18 protein-coding genes and 1 pseudogene are annotated in these 20,234 nt (G+C 68.9%); 10 read left to right on the top strand and 9 right to left on the bottom strand.

Annotated elements, in window-relative coordinates; all coding sequences use genetic code 11:
- Positions 1 to 69: 69 nt before the first annotated feature.
- The 3 genes from OHT57_RS02065 to OHT57_RS02055 all read right to left on the bottom strand — a co-directional run bounded on the left by OHT57_RS02065 (position 70) and on the right by OHT57_RS02055 (position 4,628).
- Positions 70 to 2,079: a S9 family peptidase gene (locus OHT57_RS02065; RefSeq protein WP_328744089.1), complete on the bottom strand. Its 2,010-nt coding sequence runs from the start codon at positions 2,077 to 2,079 to the stop codon at positions 70 to 72.
- Positions 2,080 to 2,303: 224 nt separating this feature from the next.
- Positions 2,304 to 3,317 carry a carbon-nitrogen hydrolase family protein gene (locus tag OHT57_RS02060; RefSeq protein ID WP_328744087.1) on the bottom strand — a complete coding sequence of 338 codons (1,014 nt, stop codon included), beginning with the start codon at positions 3,315 to 3,317 and terminating at the stop codon, positions 2,304 to 2,306.
- A 432-nt stretch (positions 3,318 to 3,749) separates the two neighbouring features.
- A complete protein-coding gene (locus tag OHT57_RS02055; protein ID WP_328744086.1) occupies positions 3,750 to 4,628 on the bottom strand; it encodes an alpha/beta hydrolase in 879 nt (292 codons plus the stop codon).
- A 111-nt stretch (positions 4,629 to 4,739) separates the two neighbouring features.
- On the opposite strand from OHT57_RS02055, the gene OHT57_RS02050 reads away from it, so the two are divergent.
- Entirely contained in the window at positions 4,740 to 6,677 is a 1,938-nt protein-coding gene (locus tag OHT57_RS02050) for an AfsR/SARP family transcriptional regulator (RefSeq protein WP_328744084.1), read from the top strand.
- 267 nt (positions 6,678 to 6,944) lie between these two features.
- The gene (locus tag OHT57_RS02045; RefSeq protein ID WP_328744082.1) at positions 6,945 to 7,208 is read left to right on the top strand and encodes a hypothetical protein; all 264 of its coding nucleotides are present in this window, start codon (positions 6,945 to 6,947) and stop codon (positions 7,206 to 7,208) included.
- A 121-nt stretch (positions 7,209 to 7,329) separates the two neighbouring features.
- Here the strand turns inward: OHT57_RS02045 and OHT57_RS02040 are convergent, their stop codons facing one another.
- The 5 genes and pseudogenes from OHT57_RS02040 to OHT57_RS02020 all read right to left on the bottom strand — a co-directional run.
- A complete protein-coding gene (locus OHT57_RS02040; protein WP_328744080.1) occupies positions 7,330 to 7,695 on the bottom strand; it encodes a hypothetical protein in 366 nt (121 codons plus the stop codon).
- A gap of 95 nt (positions 7,696 to 7,790) precedes the next feature.
- Entirely contained in the window at positions 7,791 to 8,870 is a 1,080-nt protein-coding gene (locus tag OHT57_RS02035; RefSeq protein ID WP_328744078.1) for an ABC transporter, read from the bottom strand.
- The gene (locus OHT57_RS02030; protein WP_328753092.1) at positions 8,867 to 9,799 is read right to left on the bottom strand and encodes an ABC transporter ATP-binding protein; all 933 of its coding nucleotides are present in this window, start codon (positions 9,797 to 9,799) and stop codon (positions 8,867 to 8,869) included. Before OHT57_RS02030 ends, OHT57_RS02035 begins: the two co-directional genes overlap by 4 nt.
- Before the next feature lie 4 nt (positions 9,800 to 9,803).
- A complete protein-coding gene (locus tag OHT57_RS02025; RefSeq protein ID WP_328744076.1) occupies positions 9,804 to 10,256 on the bottom strand; it encodes a GntR family transcriptional regulator in 453 nt (150 codons plus the stop codon).
- 229 nt (positions 10,257 to 10,485) lie between these two features.
- A pseudogene (locus OHT57_RS02020) lies at positions 10,486 to 11,090 on the bottom strand (transposase); the annotation flags it as partial.
- A gap of 478 nt (positions 11,091 to 11,568) precedes the next feature.
- Here OHT57_RS02020 and OHT57_RS02015 point away from each other — a divergent pair.
- Complete coding sequence (locus tag OHT57_RS02015; RefSeq protein ID WP_328744074.1) at positions 11,569 to 12,231, top strand: HAD family hydrolase; 663 nt, start codon at positions 11,569 to 11,571, stop codon at positions 12,229 to 12,231.
- Here the strand turns inward: OHT57_RS02015 and OHT57_RS02010 are convergent.
- Positions 12,212 to 13,438 (bottom strand): helix-turn-helix transcriptional regulator, encoded by a 1,227-nt coding sequence (locus OHT57_RS02010; RefSeq protein WP_328744073.1) that lies wholly within the window; start codon positions 13,436 to 13,438, stop codon positions 12,212 to 12,214. The two genes, OHT57_RS02015 and OHT57_RS02010, sit on opposite strands and share 20 nt — an antisense overlap.
- A gap of 189 nt (positions 13,439 to 13,627) precedes the next feature.
- Between OHT57_RS02010 and OHT57_RS02005 the strand changes: the two genes are divergently transcribed.
- The 7 genes from OHT57_RS02005 (at position 13,628) to OHT57_RS01975 (ending at position 20,234) form a co-directional block, all read left to right on the top strand.
- A complete protein-coding gene (locus tag OHT57_RS02005) occupies positions 13,628 to 14,017 on the top strand; it encodes a hypothetical protein (protein WP_328744071.1) in 390 nt (129 codons plus the stop codon).
- A complete protein-coding gene (locus tag OHT57_RS02000; RefSeq protein ID WP_328744069.1) occupies positions 14,014 to 14,559 on the top strand; it encodes a hypothetical protein in 546 nt (181 codons plus the stop codon). The genes OHT57_RS02005 and OHT57_RS02000 overlap by 4 nt, the downstream gene beginning before the upstream one ends.
- 213 nt (positions 14,560 to 14,772) lie before the next feature.
- Positions 14,773 to 15,705, top strand: coding sequence for a hypothetical protein (locus tag OHT57_RS01995; protein ID WP_328744068.1), 933 nt, complete (start codon positions 14,773 to 14,775; stop codon positions 15,703 to 15,705).
- A gap of 79 nt (positions 15,706 to 15,784) precedes the next feature.
- Positions 15,785 to 17,296, top strand: a complete 1,512-nt coding sequence (locus OHT57_RS01990; protein ID WP_328744066.1) for an amino acid permease — start codon at positions 15,785 to 15,787, stop codon at positions 17,294 to 17,296.
- Entirely contained in the window at positions 17,296 to 18,666 is a 1,371-nt protein-coding gene (locus OHT57_RS01985; protein ID WP_328744065.1) for a glutamine synthetase family protein, read from the top strand. The genes OHT57_RS01990 and OHT57_RS01985 overlap by 1 nt, the downstream gene beginning before the upstream one ends.
- 113 nt (positions 18,667 to 18,779) lie before the next feature.
- Complete coding sequence (gene fxlM, locus OHT57_RS01980; protein WP_328744064.1) at positions 18,780 to 19,985, top strand: methyltransferase, FxLD system; 1,206 nt, start codon at positions 18,780 to 18,782, stop codon at positions 19,983 to 19,985.
- Positions 19,986 to 20,051: 66 nt separating this feature from the next.
- Complete coding sequence (locus OHT57_RS01975; protein WP_328744062.1) at positions 20,052 to 20,234, top strand: FxLD family lanthipeptide; 183 nt, start codon at positions 20,052 to 20,054, stop codon at positions 20,232 to 20,234.

The following is a 20,234-nucleotide window of genomic DNA, read 5'->3' as shown; positions in this document are numbered from 1 at the left end:
GAGTCCGCCATGGCGGTCGCTCATGGGGGCGCAAGTCGGTTGAACCGAGGGCTGCCGGGCTGGGCTCGGTCACAGCAGGTCGGGCTGGTGCCATTCGGTGCCGAGGACGTGGTGGTCGAGGAAGTTGAGGAACGTCTCGTACCACAGGCGTGTGTGGTTCGGCTTCAGGATCCAGTGGTTCTCGTCCGGGAAGTAGAGGTACTTCGCGGGGACTTCGTGCCGTTGCAGTTCCTGGAAGAGTGTGGCGCCCTGCCCGACGGGCACGCGGTAGTCCCTGGCGCCATGGATGATCAGCATCGGGGTGCGGATCTTTGCGACGTCCAGGTGCGGGGAGTCGGCGTCGTACTGCTCGGGGCGGGTCAGCGGGTCGCCGAAGATCCGCTGGAAGTACCAGGGCACGTCGGTGTCGCCCTGGAACATCCGCAGGTCCCACAGACCCGCATGGCTGATGATCGCCTTGAACCGGTCCGTGCTGGTGGCGACCCGGTTCGCCATGTATCCGCCGTACGACCCGCCGGCCAGCGCCGTACGTGAGGCATCGATGTCGTTGCGGGCCTCGGCCGCGTCGGTCAGCGCGATCACATCCGTGTAGGGGCGCCCACCCCACTGCCCCCAGCCGCGCGTGTGGTTGATCTGCCCGTAGCCGGTCGACAGGGCCGGATCCGGCAGCAGCACCGCATAGCCGCGCGCGGCGAACGGCCACGGGTTCCACCGCCAGGTCCAGCCGTTCCAGCTGAACTGCGGTCCGCCGTGGACGGCGACGAGCAGCGGAGCGGGTCGCTCGGCGGACGCGCCTTCGGGCAGCACGAGCCAGCCGCGCAGCACGAACCCGTCGTCGGCCTCCGTGTGCACCTCGGTGAGCGTGCCGGGCAGCTCCCCGACACCACCCGGGGCGGGCAGCCCGGCCGGAGTCTGGTCGACGACGTAGGCGTCGATCCGGACGGGCGTCGGCGGCGCGTCGACCGCGTGGCGCAGGGCGTAGAGCGTCCGCCCGTCGGGGGCCACGGTCAGCGAGCCGTACGCACCCCGAGCGGTGAGACGTGTGACAACGCCGTCCGGGTCGCGCCTGAAGACGGGCGCGTGCCCCTGCTCGTCGGACGTGAAGAAGAGCGTGTCGTCTACCGGTGAACAGGCCACGCCACCGGGCCAGTTGTCGAACCCGGGCAGCAGGTCCCGCACCGTGCCGTCGGCCACGTCGATTCTGACGAGAGTTGCTTCCCAGGGGGCGTCGTACGTCGGGTAGCGCATCTGGCAGCACACGAGGGCCGAGCCGTCGTGGGTGAACCGCGGAGCCTCGTAGAGGTGCTCCAGATCACCGACGACATGGATCTCCTGACCGCTCACGGTGTCGGCCACGACCACGGCGGTGCGATGCTCGTCGGGGACCCGTCCGGGCATGAACCGGCGGTATGCGACGCGTGTGCCGTCCGGCGACAACGCTGCGTCCCCCGGATCCTTCAGTCCGATCCCCTGCCCGCCGGCGACGACCGGCTCCGCGTCAACGCCGGCACGGACGAAGGTGTGCGGTTCCGCAGGGCCGAGGTCGTGGTCCCAGGCGCGGGTCGGCCCGGCTTCGTACAGGATCGCGGTGACCTTCGCGTCCTTTCGCGCCGCGCGCAGCTTGCCGTGCGCCTCGGCGTCGGCGGCCCCCGGTAGCAGTTCCGCGGTGTGGCACAGCGCGCCGGAGTTACGGGCGACGGTGACCGAGGCGATCCCGCCTGGGTGCCGGGCCATGACGACGGCCTCCCCGCGCGGCGGCAGCGCCCACAGCGCGGGCCCCTCGTCCTCGTCGCCGTCCGCTGCGGCGCGTCCGGACAGGAAGTACAGCGTTCCGTCCGGGCCGAACACCGGCCCCGACTCGCCCTTGTCGGACCAAGTCAGCCGCAGTGCGTCGCGCCTCCCGGTCGGATCGATCTCCCACAGACTGGACACGAACCGCGTCCCGTCCCCGGACAGCCCCTGCACGGCCGCGACGAGACGAGTGCCATCGACGGACAGGGCAAGGGAGTTGACGCGAGGGCAGGCGACGAGGGCGGACAGGTCATGGAAGGTGGACGGGCCACCGGAGGACTCGGTCATGCGGGCGATTGTCACCCGCGCGCGACGCGGACGGCCAGGGAGCCCGACGTAGAACTCCCGCTTTTCAGCCTGCCGATGCGTCGACATGGTCCGCACCGGTAAGGGGTGCTACCGCGAGCGCGGGCTATCGGCGCCCTCGACAAGACAAGACAAGACGGACTGAATCCGAGGTGCTCGCGGCGCCGGGAGCCATCCCGTACACGCGAACACCTCGGACTCTGCAGTCAGAAGGCCGCTGTCCGGTCTTCGCTGCGCGGGTCGGTCACCTGGTGCTCGGTGTAGATGCCCGAGCGTGCCTCACGACGCCAGGGACGCCCGTAGGTCACTGCTCCGGCGGCGGCCTCGGAACTGTCGTCGAGGTTCGCTACGGCCACCGACGGCGAGTTGTCTGCGGGGCACCGCGTAAGCCAGTGGCCGTTGGGAGCGACGATTCCGGACGGTGTGCTGCCGCTGTGCTGTGTGGGTACTGACAGGCTGACCCAGTAGCTGTTGACCGCGGCGTGGCCCTGGGCTTGGGCGGCGATGTTGCCTGGGGTGCCGCTGGTGGAGAACAGGACGCAGTCGGCATCCAGCTTTTCGTATTCCGCGAACAACTCCGGGTAGTGGACCTCCATGCCGAGCAGGCAGCCGAAGCGCACGCCGTCGACGTCGAAGGTCACCGGTGAGACGCCCGGCGAGTACATGTACGAGACCTTCGTCTTGGACAGCAGGCGCTCGTCATAACGCGTGACGACCTCACCGCGATCGGAGATGACGTAGAGGCTGTTGTGCGGACGGTTCGGGCCGGTCAAGCGGTGCACCGATGGGATCACCGTCCACAGCCGCAGCTCACGGGCCGACTCGGCGATCGCGGCCAACTCCGCTTGGAGCACGGGCCACTGGCACCGGCCCCAGTCCGCCGGGCCGACCGTATCCGGGCCGTCGACGGACATGACGAACTTGCTGGGAAAGCAGATCGCGCCTTCCGGAAACTGCACGATCCTCGCTCCCTGAGCGCTGGCCTCGCGCATCAGAGCACGGACCTCACGCCCGCTTTCGCGCAGCGCTTCAACGTCTCGGGGGTCTTCGCGTACGGGCGTCTGCGCTACGGCGAGCCACACGCTCTTGGGATTCCCTGCTTCCGACATGACGTCTGCTGATTGAGCTGGACGGAGGTGCCGTAGGGCAGAAGTGTAGGACTCGCCGGTTCTGGCGGCGCGGGCACGCACCTGGTGCTTGAAGTTCTTACGGGCTGTCATCGCGGCCTTCCACGCCTTGAGCGACGGCTCCCCAGCAACCTCGCCCGAGGCGATCGGGCTGCGGAAACGGCCTGAGACACTGGTCCCTTTGCCTCCGATGGGAGACCGTGCTGGGGACGGTCGCGGGAGGTTCGGCGTAGGCCACGCAGTCGGTCATCATGCCGTCACTCGCAGACTCCGTCAACATCCTTCAACACGTCCAAAAGTGCCGTCGCTTTACCGGCGGATGATGAGAAACGCTTCGGCTCAACACGCTGAACCAGGCAGGGGAGTCGGCGCTCACCGCCTCGCGTTCAGTGACAGGACCTGCGAGGCAGGCCAGGTGCCGGCGATCGTGCTCCTCCGGGTACCCGGCGCCCGGTGCACCGATGAGAACCACCAGGCAGCTTCCCGGCAGGTCCGGGTAGGTCAGGCGAGTCGGGAGCAGGAGGGTCAGCGGGCCAGCAGGGCCTGGATCGCGGCCGCGATCTCGTCGGGTGCCTCCTCGGCCATGAAGTGCCCGGCTCGGGTCAGCCGGTGGTCCAGGTCCGGCGCCCACGCCTTCCACACCCCGGCAGCGTCGTAGCCGAGCTGCGCGCCCCAGTCCTGCTGGACGACCGTCACGGGCATGGCCAGCTGCGACCCGGCGTCCAGGTCCGCCTGGTCGTGCGCGACGTCGATGCCCGCCGATGCCCGGTAGTCCGCGACGATCGACGTCACTGCCGCGGAACTTGCCCGCAGGTATTCGGCGCGTACGTCCTCCGGCATGGCGGTCGGGTCGTTGGCCCAGGCGTCGAGGAACGAGCCGAAGAACGCGTCCGCGCTGCCTGCGATCATCGTCTCCGGCAGGCCTGGCGGCTGCGCCATGAGGAAGAGGTGGTAGCCGACCGCAGCCGAGGCACCGCGCAGGACGTTCCACATGTCGAGCGTCGGCACGATGTCGAGGATGCCCAGGTGCGTGATGGTCTCGGGGTGGTCCAGCCCTGCTCGGAAGGCGACCAGGGCGCCCCGGTCGTGGCCGACGAGGGCGAAGCGGTCGTGGCCGAGGGCCGCCGCCAGGGTCACGACGTCGGCGGCCATGGTGCGCTTGGCGTACACGTCGGGCCCGGTGGCCGCCGGCTTGTCGCTGGCGCCGTAGCCCCGCAGGTCAGGACAGATCACTGTGTGCTTGTCAGCGAGCCGCTCGGCGACGTGTCGCCACATCAGGTGGGTCTGGGGGAATCCGTGCAACAGCACGACCGGGCTGCCGCTGCCGCCGACGGCGGCAGCCAGCTCCACACCGTCCGCGCCGGGCAGGCGGATGTGATCGAAGCCGGGAATGGTGAGCGTCATGAAGGCCGTCTTTTCGGGTGGGGGACTTGACCGGATCAGCCTGGGCGACGGCGATCAGCAGCCGATCAGTACGGTTGGGCGCAGCCCACTCCTGGCGCGGAGGATGGGGGCATGCGAATCGACGTGCTCGGTGCCGTGCGGGCCTTCCGCGACGACGGCAGTCCGGTTGACCTGGGTGGACCCCGCCATCGCGAGGTACTTGCCCGGCTCGTCGCCGCCGAGGGACGGATGGTCACCACCGACAGCCTTGTCGAGGACCTGTGGACCGATCCGCCGGCCCGCGCCGTGGGCGCTTTGCGTACGTTCGTGGCCGCGCTGCGCCGCGCCCTCGAACCCGACCGGCCGCCCCGCGATCCGCCGCACGTACTCGTCACCGAAGGTCCCGGCTACGCGCTCCGCCTGCCGCGCGAGGACGTGGACGTCCATCGGTTCCAGGACACCCTGGCCCGAGCCCGCCGCAATCCCGCCGCGGTGACCGACCTTGACGCGGTACTCGCGGACTGGCGTGGACCCGCCTACGCCGATGGGCCCGGCTCCGCATGGGCGCAGCGCGAGCGCACCCGACTGGAGGAGCTGAGACTGGAGGGGGTGGAACTGCGCGCCCGTATCCTCCTCGGCTCCGGGGACGGGGCCGATCTCGTCGCCGAACTGGGTGCCCATGTCACCGAACATCCGTGGCGCGAGCCGGCCTGGGGGCTGCTTGCCCGGGCGCTGTACCGCGCAGGCCGCCAGGCCGACGCCCTGGCCACCCTCCGCCGCGCCCGCGCGATGCTCGTTGACCAACTCGGACTCGACCCTGGTAGCGACCTCCAACGCCTGGAGACGGACATCCTCAACGGGTCCGTGCCCCCCGAAGGCGCACATGCCGCGTGGACCGGCCATGGCGTCCGGCTCGGCCCGCGTACCACCGTGGATCTGGCCCGCACCCTCGCACTGGCGGGCGGCGACGCCCTCGTACACTCACGGCGCGACCGCCTCGCTGCCATCCAGGCGGCGGAACGCACGGGAAACCTCTCCCTGACCGCCCGGATCATCGGCGCCTACGACGTGCCCGCCCTCTGGAGCCGGGCCGACGACCCCGAGCAGTCCCGCGCCGTCGTCGCGGCCGCCGAGCGCACGCTCACCGCGCTCGGCCCCGACGGCCCTGCCGACCTGCCCGCCCGCCTCCTGGCCACGGTCGCCGTCGAGAGCCGCAGCGCCGATCTGTCCGGGACCGAGCTGAAGCGCGCGCAGCAGGCGGCACAGCAGGCCGAGGCGCTGGCACGGGGCCTGGACGATCCCGCCCTGCTGGCCTTCGCCCTCAACGGGGTGTTCCTGCAGTCCTTCACCCGCCCCGGGCTCGCGGCGGTACGGGACCGGATCGGCGCCGAGATCCTCGACCTGGCCACCCGGCACGAGCTGCCGAACTACGCCGTACTCGGCCGACTCGTCCGCCTGCAATCCGCCTCGGCACTCGGCGACCTCGACGCCGTAACCTTGCACGCCACGGCAGCCGAACAGCTCGCCGCCACCACCGAGGCCCCCCTTGTCTCCGTCCTCACCGGATGGTTCAGGGCCCGGGCCACTGCCGCCCGCAGCGCCGAACCCGGCGGACCGACCGCCGCCACGGCGGCAGCGCACTACCGCGCTGCCGAGGACGCCCTCCGGACGGCCGGAATGCCGGGGCTGCACCGCGGCCTGTTCCCGCTCGCCCTACTGGGGCTGCGCCTGCTGCACGACCAGCACGCGCCCACCGACCCGCACCTCGACTGGGGCCCGTACCGACTCTGGGCGCGCCCCCTCGTGCTGCTCGCCCAGGACCTAGTCGAGGAGGCCCGTGCCGCCCTCAACGCAGTGCCCGAGCCACCACGTGACCACATGCAGGAGGCCATGTGGTGCCTGACCGCCCGCGCCGCCGTACGCCTCGACGAGCGCGGAATCGCCGCACGCGCCGAAGTTGCCCTGCGCGATGCCCGTGCCGAACACGCCGGTGCCGCCAGCGGAATGCTGACCCTTGGCCCCGTGGCGCGCTACCTGGCTGAGGCGGAGGCATGCGCCGGAGCGGGGTAAGCGACAACCGACATACGCGCACCCCGAGCTCGTGCGCGCCCACCCCACGACCCCGGCCTGATCAGGTCCCAGGGCTCAGAGGTCGTCGATCGCCGCCGCCAGGCGGTCGGTGACGGTCACGGGGCCGCACGTGGTGTCACTGCCCGCAAGCGTTCGCGAAGACCGTCGTGGCGATTTGGGCGACAGCCCAGTGGTCCCTGCTGGCGACCGCAGGTGGGAGCCCTCGCGGCGGCACGTACTGCCTGCCGGGAGAACGAGTTCCGGACCGTGGAACGCAAGCTGGACTGCATGCTCTGCGCCGGTCCCAACGGCGACGATTCGGCCCGCTTCTACCCCGTCTTCGCCGACCTGGTGCTGGCCTGCAGCGCCATGAACGCGAGTCTGGCGTCCTTGTCCCCGGAGATCCGGGACGCGGACCTGCGGGCGTGGAAGACGGACTACCTCACCCTGTCGCCCAAGAAGTTCCCCACCATCGCGTCTCCCACAGGTCGGCGCCCTCCGCCTTACGGGCCTTCAGCGCGTCCCCGTTGACGCTGGGCAGGTCCCGGCTGACCCGGGCTCCGGCGGCGGACAGCGCGCTCGGCGCGAGTGTGCGGCCCTTGGCGTACGTCACGATCAGCGGGAGGTCGGGGCGGGACGCGTCGTCGTACCCTCACTTGATGAGCTGCGTCACGTCGAACAGCCGTCGGTCGGCGGTGCCGTTCGCGAGGAGGCGCTCGGCGTCACGCGGGACGACGTAGGTGCGGTCGGCGCTTCGCGCTATTCGGAAGACCGTGCCCTCCCGGCCCTTGGCGGCCCGCACTCCGGTGACCTGCCCGGTGGCGTCCAGGGTGACCCGGTCCCCGGTGACGAGAGTGACGGACCTCGCCTTGGCCAGGGTGCGAGCCGTCCCCGCCGTACCGTCGGCGGACTGTGCGCCCCCGGATTCCGGGGCGCTGAGCAGGGTCGCGGTAACAGCGGCGGCGGTGAGCAGGATGAGTGCCGAAGCCTCACTCGCTCGCCTCTTTCGGTGATTCAACGCATGCCTTCTCTCCGGACGACCGGATGAGGAAGCGAAGGGTGGAGAAGCGCCACACTCGGGGGCAGGGGGCCGGGAAGGAGTAGAACGACTGCTCAGACGAGGCGCTTACGGCCCCAGACGAAGAGGAACGCCACGAGGCCGGCCGTCAGAGCGAACAGAATCGATGCCCCGAACCACTGCATGGCGTTCATCTGCGAGATCGGGAGGTACTCCACCGACCAGCCCACCACATCCGCCTTCTTCAGGCACAGGTTCAGCGCCTGCTCCGTCTGTGTATTCACACACGCGTTCAAGCCGAGAAGGTCCCCACTGCCCGTGAGGTACGACTGATCGAGCTGGGTCGCGCCGTGGGGGAGCGACGGGGCCGCGTTCGCGGCCAGAATGCCCTTGTGGGTTGTGACCGTGACCACGTTGCCGAGCGACAACACAAAGTAGCCCCAGACGAGCTGGACGGCGACGGTGAAACCGAAGGTGACCACCATGGCGATCAGCGTGCGGCGCAGCACCACACCGATCGCCACGCCGCCGAACACGGACAGGAGGGTGAGGGCGACGGGCACCGGGCCCGTGTTGTTGAAGGCCTCGCTGGAAGTCCAGTTCATGACCGTGGCCTCGGACTTGACCGGGTTCCACCACCAGCCGAACGCAGCTGACAGCAGGCCCGTACTCACCACGACCACCAGCCCGGCCAGCGCCAGCTTCGTGGCGAGCCAGCGGGTCCGGCTCACGGACTGGGCAGCGACCAGCTTGGCCGTGCCGTTCTCCAGGTCGCCCGCGAGCAGCGGAGCACCGAGGAGGACACCGAGCAGGATGGGTATCGCCTGGAGGCCGGTGGATACGGCGGCGAGCGCGGCGCTGTACTGCTGAAACTCGTTACCCATCTCGTCGAAGTTCTTGGCGGGATAGCCGTAACCGTCGAGGAAGTTCGTCATCTCGCCGCGCTGGTAGACCATCCAGGCCACGAAGAGCGCGGTGGCGGCGAGGATCGCCCAGAACCCGGCCCGGTGCTGGCGCCAGACCAGCCAGGTCATACCGCTGAGGCGGGGGCGCCGGGTGGCCTCCGTGGTGGTCGCGTTCAAGGTCTCGTCGGTGGTCGCGTTCATGGTCCCGTTCTTGCCGTCGCTCGTGGAGCCGGTCGAGGTGCTGGTCGAGCTGCGGGTGAAGGTGCTCATGCCGCCACCGTCCCGGTGCCGAACCCCTGGCCGTGGACCTGGGCGGTGGGGGTGATCAGCGGTGGTGCGTCGGCTGAGCGGAGGTAGGCGAGCAGGAGTTCCTCCATGTTCGGTGCGTTCATGTCCCAGGGGCCGGTGACCGGACCTTCGGGGCGGATCAGCGCGGTGAACTGCCGTCCGCTGGTCCGGGACTCGACGAGGGTGTGGTTCCCGAGGGCGGCGGGCAGGCCGCCGCCCTCCGCGGCACCGGTGACCAGGGTGTGCACGGACATCAGCTCGTCCACGTCACCGGCGAGGCGCACTCCGCCGCCGGAGACGACGACAAGGTAGTCGCACACGTTCTCCAGTTCGGCCAGGACGTGGGTGGACATCAGCACGGTGGTGCCGCGCTCGGACGCCTCGGCCAGGAGGGTGCCCATGATCTCGTGGCGCACCACCGGGTCGAGGTCCGACATCGGCTCATCGAGCATCAGCAGGTCGGGACGCTTTCCGAAGGCGAGAGCGATGGCGACGCGGGTGCGCTGACCGCCGGAGAGAGTGCCGACCTTCGCGCCGAAGGGCACATTGCCCGCGCGGATGATGTCCTCGGCGGCACGCTGGTCCCAGCCGGGGTTCAGCTCCCGGCCCAGACGCAGGGTCTCCGCCACGGTGAACCGGCGGAACAGGGGCTTCTCCTGGGCGAGGAACGCGGTGCGCCGACCGGACTTCACCGAGCCCGGCGCCTCGCCGAACAGACTGAGCGAGCCGTGGGTCGGCTGCAGGACATGGGCCGCGATACTCAGCAGCGTGGTCTTGCCCGCCCCGTTGGGTCCCACCAGCCCGCAGATCCGGCCCGCCGGAAGCCGGAAGGAACAGTCCCGCAGCGCCCAGCCCCGCCGGTAGCGCATCCCCAGTCCGTACGCCTCAAGCGCCGGTTCCCCCGCGTACATACCGTCACTCACCTGTGCTCCTAGTTGTCGTGGCCCCCGTGGACCCCGATGTCGTGGATCCCGTTGCCGCCGTGGTCCCGGCGGCGTACTGCTTCTCCATGGCCGACGCGACCAGCGCGGTCACGTCCTCCTGCTCCAGACCGGCTCCGGCCGCCTTCGACATCCACGCCACGAGCTCCGCGTACAGCGGCGAGTCGGTGCCCGTCTCGGGGCGGCCCAGCGTGCGGCGTACGAAGGTGCCCTGACCCGGGCGCGGTTCGACCAGGCCCTCGCGCTCCAGCTCGCGGTAGGCCTTGAGGGTGGTGTTCGGGTTGACCGTGCTGGTCTCCGCGACCTCCTTGGCGGTGGGCAGCCGATCCCCCGGCACCAGTACGCCCAGCCGCAGTGCCTGCTTGGTCTGCTGCACGATCTGCTGGAAGGCGGGGACCCCGCTCCGCCTGTCGATGCGGTACTCCATGATCACCACCACCATTCCACTACTTGATTAGTGGAATGATGATGGGGCGGGATGAGGGCGGTTGTCAACGTCGTCCGGAGAGCGGGAGGGGAGGGACTGGGGTTGTCCAAAGTGACCGGAGGAGTTCGTTGGGCAACGTTTCGGTGGTCAGCCTGGGTGCAGGCCTGGCACCCGAGGGCCGGAAATCAGACGATCCGATCGAGCGGCGCAGGAGTGCCGCGCTCTTCTCCAGGCCGGTGGCCCGGGCGGCCCGGATCCGGTCCTCGGCCCGTGCCCGGAGCCGGTGACGCAGCTCGAGCTCAGCGATCGGCCGGCCCGTGGTGTTGGTCGCGAAGCACGTGATCCGCATGCCATCCGCGTCCGTGATCCTCAACTGGGCGCCGGGATGGGGCCGTTCCTTGCGGACGATGAGCCGCATGCCCTTGGGCCAGCCGTTAAGGAGCGTGCCGGTGAGCTCGGCGGCCCAGGCCCCGTCCCGGGCCTCGCCGTCGGCCTCGACGGCCGGGGTCCAGGCCGAGGCGGGGACCTTCAGCACATGTTCGTGGATCGCTTCGCTGACCGTCATACCTACCGAGTAGGACAGCCATCGGCCCCGCTTCGCGAGCCAGGACACGAAGTCGTGGGTGCCGCCGACGGAGTCCGTGCGGATCAGCGTCTGCCGTCCTCGCCGGTAGCGCTTGGGCAGTTGGCCAGGGCAAGTTGGGCGGTGGTGATGTGGTCGGCAGCGGTGTTGGAGCCCGCGTTTCCCGGTCGGAGCAGGGCGGCGACGGGCTCACCGGTTCCGCCCGGTCCGTGGTCGACGAAGGCCGTCAGAGGGTGATGACCGTAGGTCTTCTACGGCTAGGCAGGCCGCGAAGAATCTGGCGGCCAGACTCGCCGCCGAGCACAAGCTGACCCACGTCGTCTACCGCAACGGTGTCCGAGTGCCGGTCCGGGCGTGGGCTGAGGCTGCGACTCTCGCCAAGTCGGCCGTCGCCTACAACGCCGGCACCCTCAACCGGACCCGTCAGGCAGGCGTCTCCATGGTCGAGGTCTTCGACGGTGTCGACTGTGGCTGGACCACTCATCAGGACACCGACAAGGCCAACCCCACAGTGCGTACTGTCGAAGACGCAGCCGAGTGGCCGATCTCCCATCCGCGCTGTCGGCGTGGGTTCGGGCCGCGCCCGGATCTCGGGGACACTGCTTGAACAGTGTCGACGGTCACGTAATTACGTGACGTTCCGCAAACCGGTCCAAGTCCACTGGGCGGCGTTGAAAGGGCCTCTGGATCCCTTGCCCGACTGATGATCAGTCCCGATACGCTGCCTACATGATTCGCGCAGTGGTCTTCGACGTCGGCGAGTGTCTTGTAGACGAGACCCGGGAGTATGGCACCTGGGCCGACTGGCTCGGGGTACCCCGGCACACCTTCCACGCGATGTTCGGCGCCGTCATCGCTCAGGGGCGCGACTATCGCGAGACATTCCAGGAATTCTGGCCCAACTTCGACCTCTACGAGGAACGCGGCAAGCGCGCAGAGGCCGGGAAACCGGAAGGGTTTGGAGAGGAAGACCTGTACAGCGACGTCCGCCCGGCGCTCACCCGGCTGCGCGCGGACGGGCTGTGGCTGGGCATCGCCGGTAACCAGACGGTGCGCGCCGGGAAGATTCTGCGCGAGCTGTTCACAGGAGACGTGGATCTGATCGGCACCTCGGACGACTGGGGTGCGAGCAAACCCGACCAGGAGTTCTTTCAACGTGTCGCAGAGGTGACCCCGTTCAGAAACGAAGAGATCCTCTACGTCGGGGACCGAGTCGACAACGACCTTCGGCCGGCCGTCGCTGCGGGGATGCGCACCGCACTCGTGCACCGGGGTCCGTGGGCGACGATCCAGTGGCGGACAGAAGAAGCGGAGAAGCTCCCGACGTTCAGAGTGGAGAGCCTCCTCGAACTGCCCATATTGATCGCAGACTTCAACGAGACAGCGCGCTGACTGTCGTCGTCCAGCCGTACAGGCGATCGTCCAACTCGTGCACACACCGCTCGTGCTGATGTGGCGCCAGGGTGCGCCGAACCTCGCGGACCCGATCCATGCCCATCGCGTACCAGGTCCGTTCCAGCTGGTCGAGCGCGCGCAGAGCGAATGCGCACGCGGCATTGGGATCGCCTGTCGCAGCTTCTACGGCGGCGAGGTCGCCGAGCACCACGGTCGCCTGTTTCTCTTCGCTTGGGTCGAGCTGGTCGAGAACACCAAGGAGCGTGGTGCGGGCCTGCGGCAGATGTCCGGCCTTCAGCTGGGTGTTTCCCTTGAACGCGGCGAGTCGAACCGGCGAGAACCAGTCGAGCCACTCCGGGATTTCGTGCTCGCTGCCTGCTTCCAAGACACTCTCAGCGTGCCCGATCAGGTGTAGCGCACTGCGCGTGTGGCCGCACCGGGTCTCGCACTCGGCTTCGACGGCGTCCAGCCATGCGAGCAGCTCGGCCGAGGCGGGGCCGCGACGGGCGTAGGTGCGGGCGGCGACCATCCGCTCGACGGCCGCCTCGCGGTCGCCTGCCCAGCCAGGAATGAACGCGGTGTGCGCGAGGATCGCCGCGCCGAGCAGCGGGGCATCAGCCTCGCCCGCGGCTTGGAGGGCACGCAACAGGGTCTGTTGGGCCCGATCGGCGTCGCGCAGGTCGAAGAACTCGATCCGCCCGGCGAGCAAATAGGTCTCGGCGAGTGCTGCGGCGATCAGCTGCCGTGTCTGCCCGGCCGTCTCCGGGAGCAGCGCACAGCCGAGGGCGGCGTGGGCCAGGGCGGCGGGGTGCAGCGTGGCTGGGGCGACAGACCAGTACAGGCGCCGGTGCGAGCGCGTGACGGCTTCGAAGTCCTGTGCAACGGTGGCAGGTTGCATGGTGACGGCCCGCCTGGGCACTGCTGCGGGCCCGACCACAGCAGCGGTAGCGGAGGGCACAGCACGACGCGCGCGGTCCGGTTGAACGCCGCCGGGCGGGCTGAACCCGAGGGACTCCAGGTCCTGGCCCAGAATCCGTGTAAGTGCCTGGGCGATCCCGGGTTGGGGCCATGGCGGAGCGTCGGATTCCCAGCGTCGCACTTGGCGAACACCGACGCCGAGCGCGTCGGCGAGGGCCTGCTGGGATGCATAACCGGCTGCAAGCCGGGCCGCTTTGAGCCGGGTGTTGCCTGCGGGCCGTGACACCTTCTGTACCTCCTAGCCGAGCACTGAGGACAGTGTTGCTGCGAGTCCTCGATCTGGCCACTCTTCGCCCTCTGAACTCAATAGAAGTCCCATTAGCGGCAGTTGAAAGACCTCTTGAAGTCCTCGTTATCGGCATTTAACAGGGCCACTGTGGAGCACACCTGATCACCGGTGTTTCAAGGAGGACGCATGCCCGCCAACCGTTTGCCGACCGCGGCAGGGTGCAGCCTGCACGACGCGGGCCAGGACTGGGACGTGATCCGCGTACCGCGCCAACTTGGCTTCGGCGCAATGGCCATCCTGGGACCCCGATGCGGCGCCGTCCTTGAGCACCCGCACAAGCCGGCCATCTACTACTTCGTCTCTGTCGGAACTGCGGCCGAGTGGGAAGTTGACGGCACAACGGCGATTGGCGAAGGGGGTACCCTCACGATCCCGCCGACGCGCTGTACGGCGGCTGTCGGCCCGCACTGGCTGGTCTGTCCCGGGGACAGTGATTGGCTCACTGATGCGCGTGCCCTCCAGGCGGCTCTGGAGGACTGTTCAACGGCCGACGCGTGCGCGGAGCTGTCGGCATGAAGAGCCTGCGCAGCGCACCCGGCTCCGACGAGCACCTGTACCCGATCGGACCTGAGCCCGGGGCCTTCGTGGTTTCCGGTGCCGACGCGCGGTCGGCTGCCCTCGCCGGTCGACCCGTCCGCCCGCAGACATGGGCGAATACGTGGCGCATGGCGGCCTGTGTTCCCAGGCTCGCTCGGCTGTACGCCCGCACACGGCTGGGCATGATGTCCTGGTCCGGCAACCAGGGTGCCGCCGTACGGATCACCACCGAGGTCGTACGGAATGCCGTGGCACACGTCGACACGGGCATCGTCGGGCTGGCCTTGTCCGTTGACGAACATGACGTGTTGCTCATCGACGTGACGGACCCGCACTCCGGTCACGAGGGACTCGACGAAGCCCTAGTCGGCGGCGACGGGACGGGCCTTTGGTTCGTGCGACTTCTGGGCGGCGAGGTCAGCTGGTTCCCAGTGGAATGCGGGCACGGCAAGACCATCCGGGTGCGGATGCGGCCCTCCAGCGAGATCGGATGTACAGCCACGGCCGCCGGCGTTTCCTGAGCGGCCGCCGGGCGGCGGACGCCTATCTCCCCAAGGTTCGTGCCCCTGCCGCTCGGCGGCTTCCAATCCCCAGATGAGGCCCCATGATCCTCTTAACGCGTTCAAGGCGGGCTCCAGTCCTGCCTGCTAGCACCCCTCACATGATCGGGGGGTGCAGTGACGGGCTCCAGTGACATGCCCCTGACCTCCCATCCTGCGGGTTACGACGAAGACTTGCGCCTGGCTCTGGAAGACCTCCTGCTCGACCGTTGGCTCTCCACCAAAGCTCTGCTCGCCAACACCCGCAGTTGGGGCCTGCGCACGTCCCGCAGTCAGGTCCTGGCGGCTGGCGCCGCCAAAGGTGATGCCATCGCGGCCTGGTGCGCGGAGGAACCCGGAGACGCGAACGCCCTGATGATGCGGGCCCGCGTCATGACCCACCGGGTTGTGGGCGCTCACCGCAGCACGGCAGACCGTCACACCCTGCTCCCCAGGGTCAGCGCCGCACGTGCGGTATGCGGGGACGCCACACGCCGCTGGCCGGCTGACCCCGTTCCGTGGGTGTGCCTGTTGGCACTCGCTCAGTTGGACGTCGACCACAGGCAGTGGCACTCCGTTGACCACTGGGCGCATCCGCCGGAGGCCCTGCTGCCGCGGGGACCGTGGCCGCTGCTATGGCAGGTAGACCGGCGGGACCGGTCCAACAGGGAGGCATATCACCGGATGCTCCAGTGCTTCCAGGCCCGCGGCAACGGAGCCGTGGACTTCACACGGTGGGTGGCCTCCCAGGCGAAGCCGGGATCCGTACTGCTGACCCTGCCCTTGTACGCATACGTCGAGGACTACCGGACGCGGACGGCAGGCGGACAGGTCGCCAGCACGCTTGGGTTCTGGACCAACGAGGAGGTCCGGCACTACGTCGAGCTGGCGAGAGATGGATGGTTCGCCTACGTCACCGACATGAGCACCTGCTCCCTGCTGGATCTGAACTATCTGGCCTACACGCTGACTGCCTGTGGCCTGCCCGGCGCGGCAGAGGTGTTCACGGCGATCGGCCCCTTCGCCACTCCCGCGCCCTGGCAGCACGTCAGCGAAAGCCGGTGGTGGCAGGACGACTTCCTGCAAGCCCGCACCTACGCGATGAAGCACGAGCGGAACCTCGGATGAGAAGCCGATCACCCCCGCCGCAGACGGTTTCCGGTACCACCCCATCCCTGTTTCCCCTTCGACCCAGAGGAATCTTTCGGTGTCTCCGAGAAGTGCCGCCCACCGACTGGTCGATGACGACGCTGTCTTGGCCGGGCTCGGCTACGAGTCCGTACTGGCGCGCCGCATGGGCCCGTTCGGCAACTTCGCCATCTCCTTTTCCGTGATCAGCATCCTGTCCGGATGCATGACTCTCTACGGCTTCGGCCTGAACACCGGCGGACCGGCCGTGATCATGTGGGGCTGGGTCGGCGTCGGCCTGATGGTCTTGCTACTCGGCATGTCGTTAGCCGAGGTCACCTCCGCCTACCCCACCTCCGGCGGCCTGTACTACATGGCGCACCGGCTCGGCGGGCCCCGTTGGGCCTGGGTGACCGGTTGGCTGAACCTGCTCGGGCTGCTCGGCGCCATCGCCGGCATCGACTACGGCGCCGCCACGTTCGTCGGCGCGTTCGCCAACCTCCAGTGGGGCTTCACGCCGACACCGGAGAAGACCATGGTGGTCTTCGCCGCGATCCTGCTGCTGCACGCTCTGCTGAACGTGGCCGGCGTCCGTTTGGTCAGCCTCCTGAACTCGGTCTCAGTGTGGTGGCACCTCGTCGGTGTCGCGGTCATCGTCGGCGTGCTGACTCTCGCTCCGGCCGATCATCAGAGCGCCGACTTCATGTTCACCACGTTCAACAATGACACCGGCTTCAGCAACGGCCTGTACGTGACCGCGCTCGGGCTGCTGCTGGCGCAGTACACCTTCTGCGGCTACGACGCCTCCTCTCACCTGTCCGAGGAGACCACGCAGGCCCAGACATCGGCGCCTAGGGGGATCGTCCGCTCGATCTGGGTCTCGTGGATCGCCGGGTTCATCCTGCTGGCAGGGCTCACGTCCTCCATTCAGGACTACGCGGGCACGCAGACCAGCGCCACCGGCGTGCCGCCCGCCCAGATCTTCCTCGATGTCGTCGGCCTCTCCGGCGCCAAGGCCCTGCTGCTGATCGTGATCGTGGCCCAGCTGTTCTGCGGCAACGCAGAGACCGCTGCTGCCTCCCGCATGGTGTTCGCGTTCTCTCGCGATGGGGCGGTTCCGTTCGCCGCCACCTGGCGCCGGGTCAGCACCCGCACGAAGACGCCGGTTGCCGCCGTGTGGCTGTCGGTAGGAGTCGCGCTCGTCCTGGCGGCACCGTCGCTGTACTCGCCGACCGCGTACGCCGCAGTCACGGCCATCAATGTCATCGGTATCACCCCTGCCTACGCCATCCCCGTCTTCCTGCGGCTGCGCGCGGGGGACCGCTTCGAGCCCGGACTGTGGAATCTTGGCCGGTGGAGCAAGCCCATCGGTTGGACGGCTGTGACCTGGGTCGGCGTCGTCACTGTCCTGTTCTGCCTGCCGCAGGTCTCCCCGATCACCACCTCGTCGTTCAACTACGCGGGCGTCGCCCTGATCGCCGTGCTTACGCTGGCCTGGATCTTGTGGATCACTCAGGGCCGCCGCAACTACCGCATCCCGGCCCTGGGCAACACCGCCACGCATGCCTCCCTGGCGGAGGACGTGGTCTGATGAGCAGCCAGCAGACTGACGAGAGCCACGAGTTGACCCGGCTCGCCGGTTTCATTTCCGCCGAGGAATTCCGGACCGCGGTGGATCGTGAGGACATCACCACAGTCATGGTTTGCGTCCCCGACATGATGGGGCGTCTCAAGGGCAAGCGGCTCAGCGCCCGGGTATTCCTCGACCGGATCGCCGACGGGCTCAACGTGACGGAAGCCTGCGCCTACATCCTGGCCACCAACGTGGGCATGGACCCCCTTGGCGGTTTCGACCTCACGGGCTGGGACAAAGGCTTTCAGGACCTCGGCATGGTCGCCGACCTGGCCACACTGCGCGTCCTGCCCTACATGCCCGGCCTCGCGCTGGTTCACTGCGAGGCCGTCCAACCCGACGGGACGCCCCTGGAGATCGCTCCGCGCCGCATGCTCCGCACTCAGCTCGATCGGCTGGGGAAGCTCGGCTTCGAGGCACGCGTGGGTCTGGAGAGTGAGTTCGTTCTCTGCAACGGCCTTCAGCCCATGGTGCAGCACAACCTCGACTACGCCCTCGACCATCCGCCGGCACTGAGCGATTTCTTCCGGTACCTGGAAGACGCTCTGCCCGAGGCCGGCGTACCGATCGAGGCGGCCAAGACAGAGGGCGCTCCCGGCCAGGTGGAGATCACGTTCCCCTACGGCCCGGCGCTTCAGGCCTGTGACGACTACACCGTCTACAAGCAGACCGTGCAGCACCTGGCCAGACGACAGGCGCTGTCGGCCACGTTCATGAGCGCACCGTTCACCGGCGTGGGCAGCGGGCTGCACCTGCACCTGTCCCTCTGGAAGGACGGCGTTCCAGCCTTCGACGCAGTCCCCGGCGCGGAGCTGCCCGAGACGATGCGCCACAGCATCGCCGGGCTGCTCTCCGGAATGCCGCACCTCGCCCCGCTGTACGCGCCCAACCCCAACTCCTACAAGCGGTACGCGACGGCGCACTCCTTCGCACCTCAGTACATGAACTGGGGCCACGACAACCGCGGGTGCGCAGTCCGGGTCACCGGTCACGGCGAGGGCACCCACCTGGAGATCCGCCTACCTGGCGCCGACGCCAACCCGTACCTCGCGCTCGCTGCCTCGGTCGCTGCGATCGTGCACGGCCTGACCGAGAAGCTGAACCCGCCCGCACCCTGCCGGGGCGACGCCTACGCAGACCGGCAGACGGTGCCTGTTCTACGTGACCTCGCCGAGGCGCTGGCGTACTTCCACGGCAGCGACTTCGCGACGAGCGCGCTTGGAGCCGAGGTAGTGCGGCACTACGCCATCGCAGCCGAGGCCGAGATCGCCGAACACCGCAGACAAGTCACCGACGTCGAGCGGGAACGGTGGTTCGACCGTGCCTGAGTGACCGGCGCGTAACCGCCCCCAACGACGGCGTCCTGGTTAGCGTCCTCGCTGACCACCGGGCCCATCTGAGCCTTCGCAAGCACCACCCCTCAACAGAGATAGGTAAATGGATGCCTGTTGTCGATGACTCGACCGATCGCGATCCCGGCGTGTGGCGTGCGGATATGGTCCGCGCGCTCCGTGACCAGGACGCGATTACGTCCGACTCGGTTGCTGCGGCCTTCGCCGCTGTGCCCCGGCACCGGTTCGCGCCGGAGGCGTCCCTGGAGGTCGTTTACGATCTCCACCGGATTGTGCCGGTCAAGAAGGACGAGAGCGGCCTGAACGTCAGCGTCATGTCCGCTGCCCACCTTCAGGGTGTGATGCTGGAGCAGGCTGACATCGCGCCCGGGATGAAGGTCCTGGAGATCGGCTCGGGTGGCGTCAATGCCGCCTACCTCCAGGAACTCGTGGGCAGCGACGGTGAGGTCACCACGGTCGACATCGACCGCGACATCGTCGACCGTGCCCGTCTGTGCCTGAACGAGGCCGGATACCGGCAGGTGAAGACGGTCCTCGCCGATGGCGAGAGGGGTGTCCCCGATGGAGCGCCCTACGACCGGATCATCGTCACCGCGGCGGCGTGGGACGTCCCCCCGTCGTGGATCGACGGGCTCACGGAGAAGGGCAGGCTCGTCGTTCCGCTGACGATGTGCGGCACGACCCGCTCGATCGCCTTCGACCGTGACGGTGCGGGCCTGCTCAGCCGCTCCTACCGGTTGGCGCACTTCGTACCGATGCAGGGCGAGGGCGCCGCAGAGGAACGCAAGGTGCTGCTGCGAGAGGGCGTCGTCGCGCAGACCGATGACGTGCGGGTGCCCCTCAACGCGCAGGCGCTGAACCATGCTTTGGACACCCCCCAGCTGGTGCACTGGTCGGGGGCGGCATGGGACCTGCCCGACGAGCTGGACCTGTACCTCACGCTCAACCTGCCGCGTGCGGTGCGGCTGCACGCGGCCAAGGACGTGGTCGAGCGAGGGCTGGTCACGCCAGCAGTCCAGTTCGGGGTGCCCGCCCTGGTCAGTGAGGACAGCATCGCCTACCGCACCCGTCGCGACAACGAGGCCATCGGCGGCTTCGAGAGCGGCGTCATCGCGCACGGTCCGCAGGCCGAAGCCCTCGCCGACCAGTACGCGGAGCTGCTGCGTTGCTGGGCCGAACACCACCGTCGCCGGGGAGCTGCGACGTTCCGGTACCTGCCGGGCCCCGCTCCGTCCCCTCTGCCGCAGGACGCCGTACTGCGGCGGCACGGGATCGTCACCGCGTCCTGGACCTGAGACTCCGGGGCCCAGCGAGGGCTCCGGGACCTTTGCACCATCCCCCATTACCTCAAGGAGGCACACATGACCGTTCAACTGGAGCGACCGGCCATATCCGCGCAACCGGCCGCTGATGCGGAGGACTTCGCTGACTTCGCCCTGGACATCTCCATCGTCGAGGGCGGTCCCTCCGCGGACCAGCTCATCAGGATGACGGACGACGGCTGCAACTCCACGTGCGCGACCGCGTGCACGAGCTGTCCGTAG

This window comes from Streptomyces sp. NBC_00285 (assembly GCF_036174265.1).
Classification (GTDB): Bacteria; Actinomycetota; Actinomycetes; order Streptomycetales; family Streptomycetaceae; genus Streptomyces.
This window is presented reverse-complemented; position numbering and strand designations above follow the sequence as displayed.

Bases quoted from the DNA above. Each gene is read 5' to 3' on its own strand.
- OHT57_RS02015 (WP_328744074.1), top strand. From the start codon at position 11,569: ATGATTCGCGCAGTGGTCTTCGACGTCGGCGAGTGTCTTGTAGACGAG.
- OHT57_RS02030 (WP_328753092.1), bottom strand. From the start codon at position 9,799: ATGTACGCGGGGGAACCGGCGCTTGAGGCGTACGGACTGGGGATGCGC.
- OHT57_RS02060 (WP_328744087.1), bottom strand. From the start codon at position 3,317: ATGACAGCCCGTAAGAACTTCAAGCACCAGGTGCGTGCCCGCGCCGCC.
- OHT57_RS02035 (WP_328744078.1), bottom strand. From the start codon at position 8,870: ATGAGCACCTTCACCCGCAGCTCGACCAGCACCTCGACCGGCTCCACG.
- OHT57_RS02025 (WP_328744076.1), bottom strand. From the start codon at position 10,256: ATGGAGTACCGCATCGACAGGCGGAGCGGGGTCCCCGCCTTCCAGCAG.
- OHT57_RS01975 (WP_328744062.1), top strand. From the start codon at position 20,052: ATGACCGTTCAACTGGAGCGACCGGCCATATCCGCGCAACCGGCCGCT.
- OHT57_RS02000 (WP_328744069.1), top strand. From the start codon at position 14,014: ATGAAGAGCCTGCGCAGCGCACCCGGCTCCGACGAGCACCTGTACCCG.
- OHT57_RS02055 (WP_328744086.1), bottom strand. From the start codon at position 4,628: ATGACGCTCACCATTCCCGGCTTCGATCACATCCGCCTGCCCGGCGCG.
- OHT57_RS02005 (WP_328744071.1), top strand. From the start codon at position 13,628: ATGCCCGCCAACCGTTTGCCGACCGCGGCAGGGTGCAGCCTGCACGAC.
- OHT57_RS01985 (WP_328744065.1), top strand. From the start codon at position 17,296: ATGAGCAGCCAGCAGACTGACGAGAGCCACGAGTTGACCCGGCTCGCC.
- OHT57_RS02050 (WP_328744084.1), top strand. From the start codon at position 4,740: ATGCGAATCGACGTGCTCGGTGCCGTGCGGGCCTTCCGCGACGACGGC.
- OHT57_RS02065 (WP_328744089.1), bottom strand. From the start codon at position 2,079: ATGACCGAGTCCTCCGGTGGCCCGTCCACCTTCCATGACCTGTCCGCC.
- fxlM (WP_328744064.1), top strand. From the start codon at position 18,780: ATGCCTGTTGTCGATGACTCGACCGATCGCGATCCCGGCGTGTGGCGT.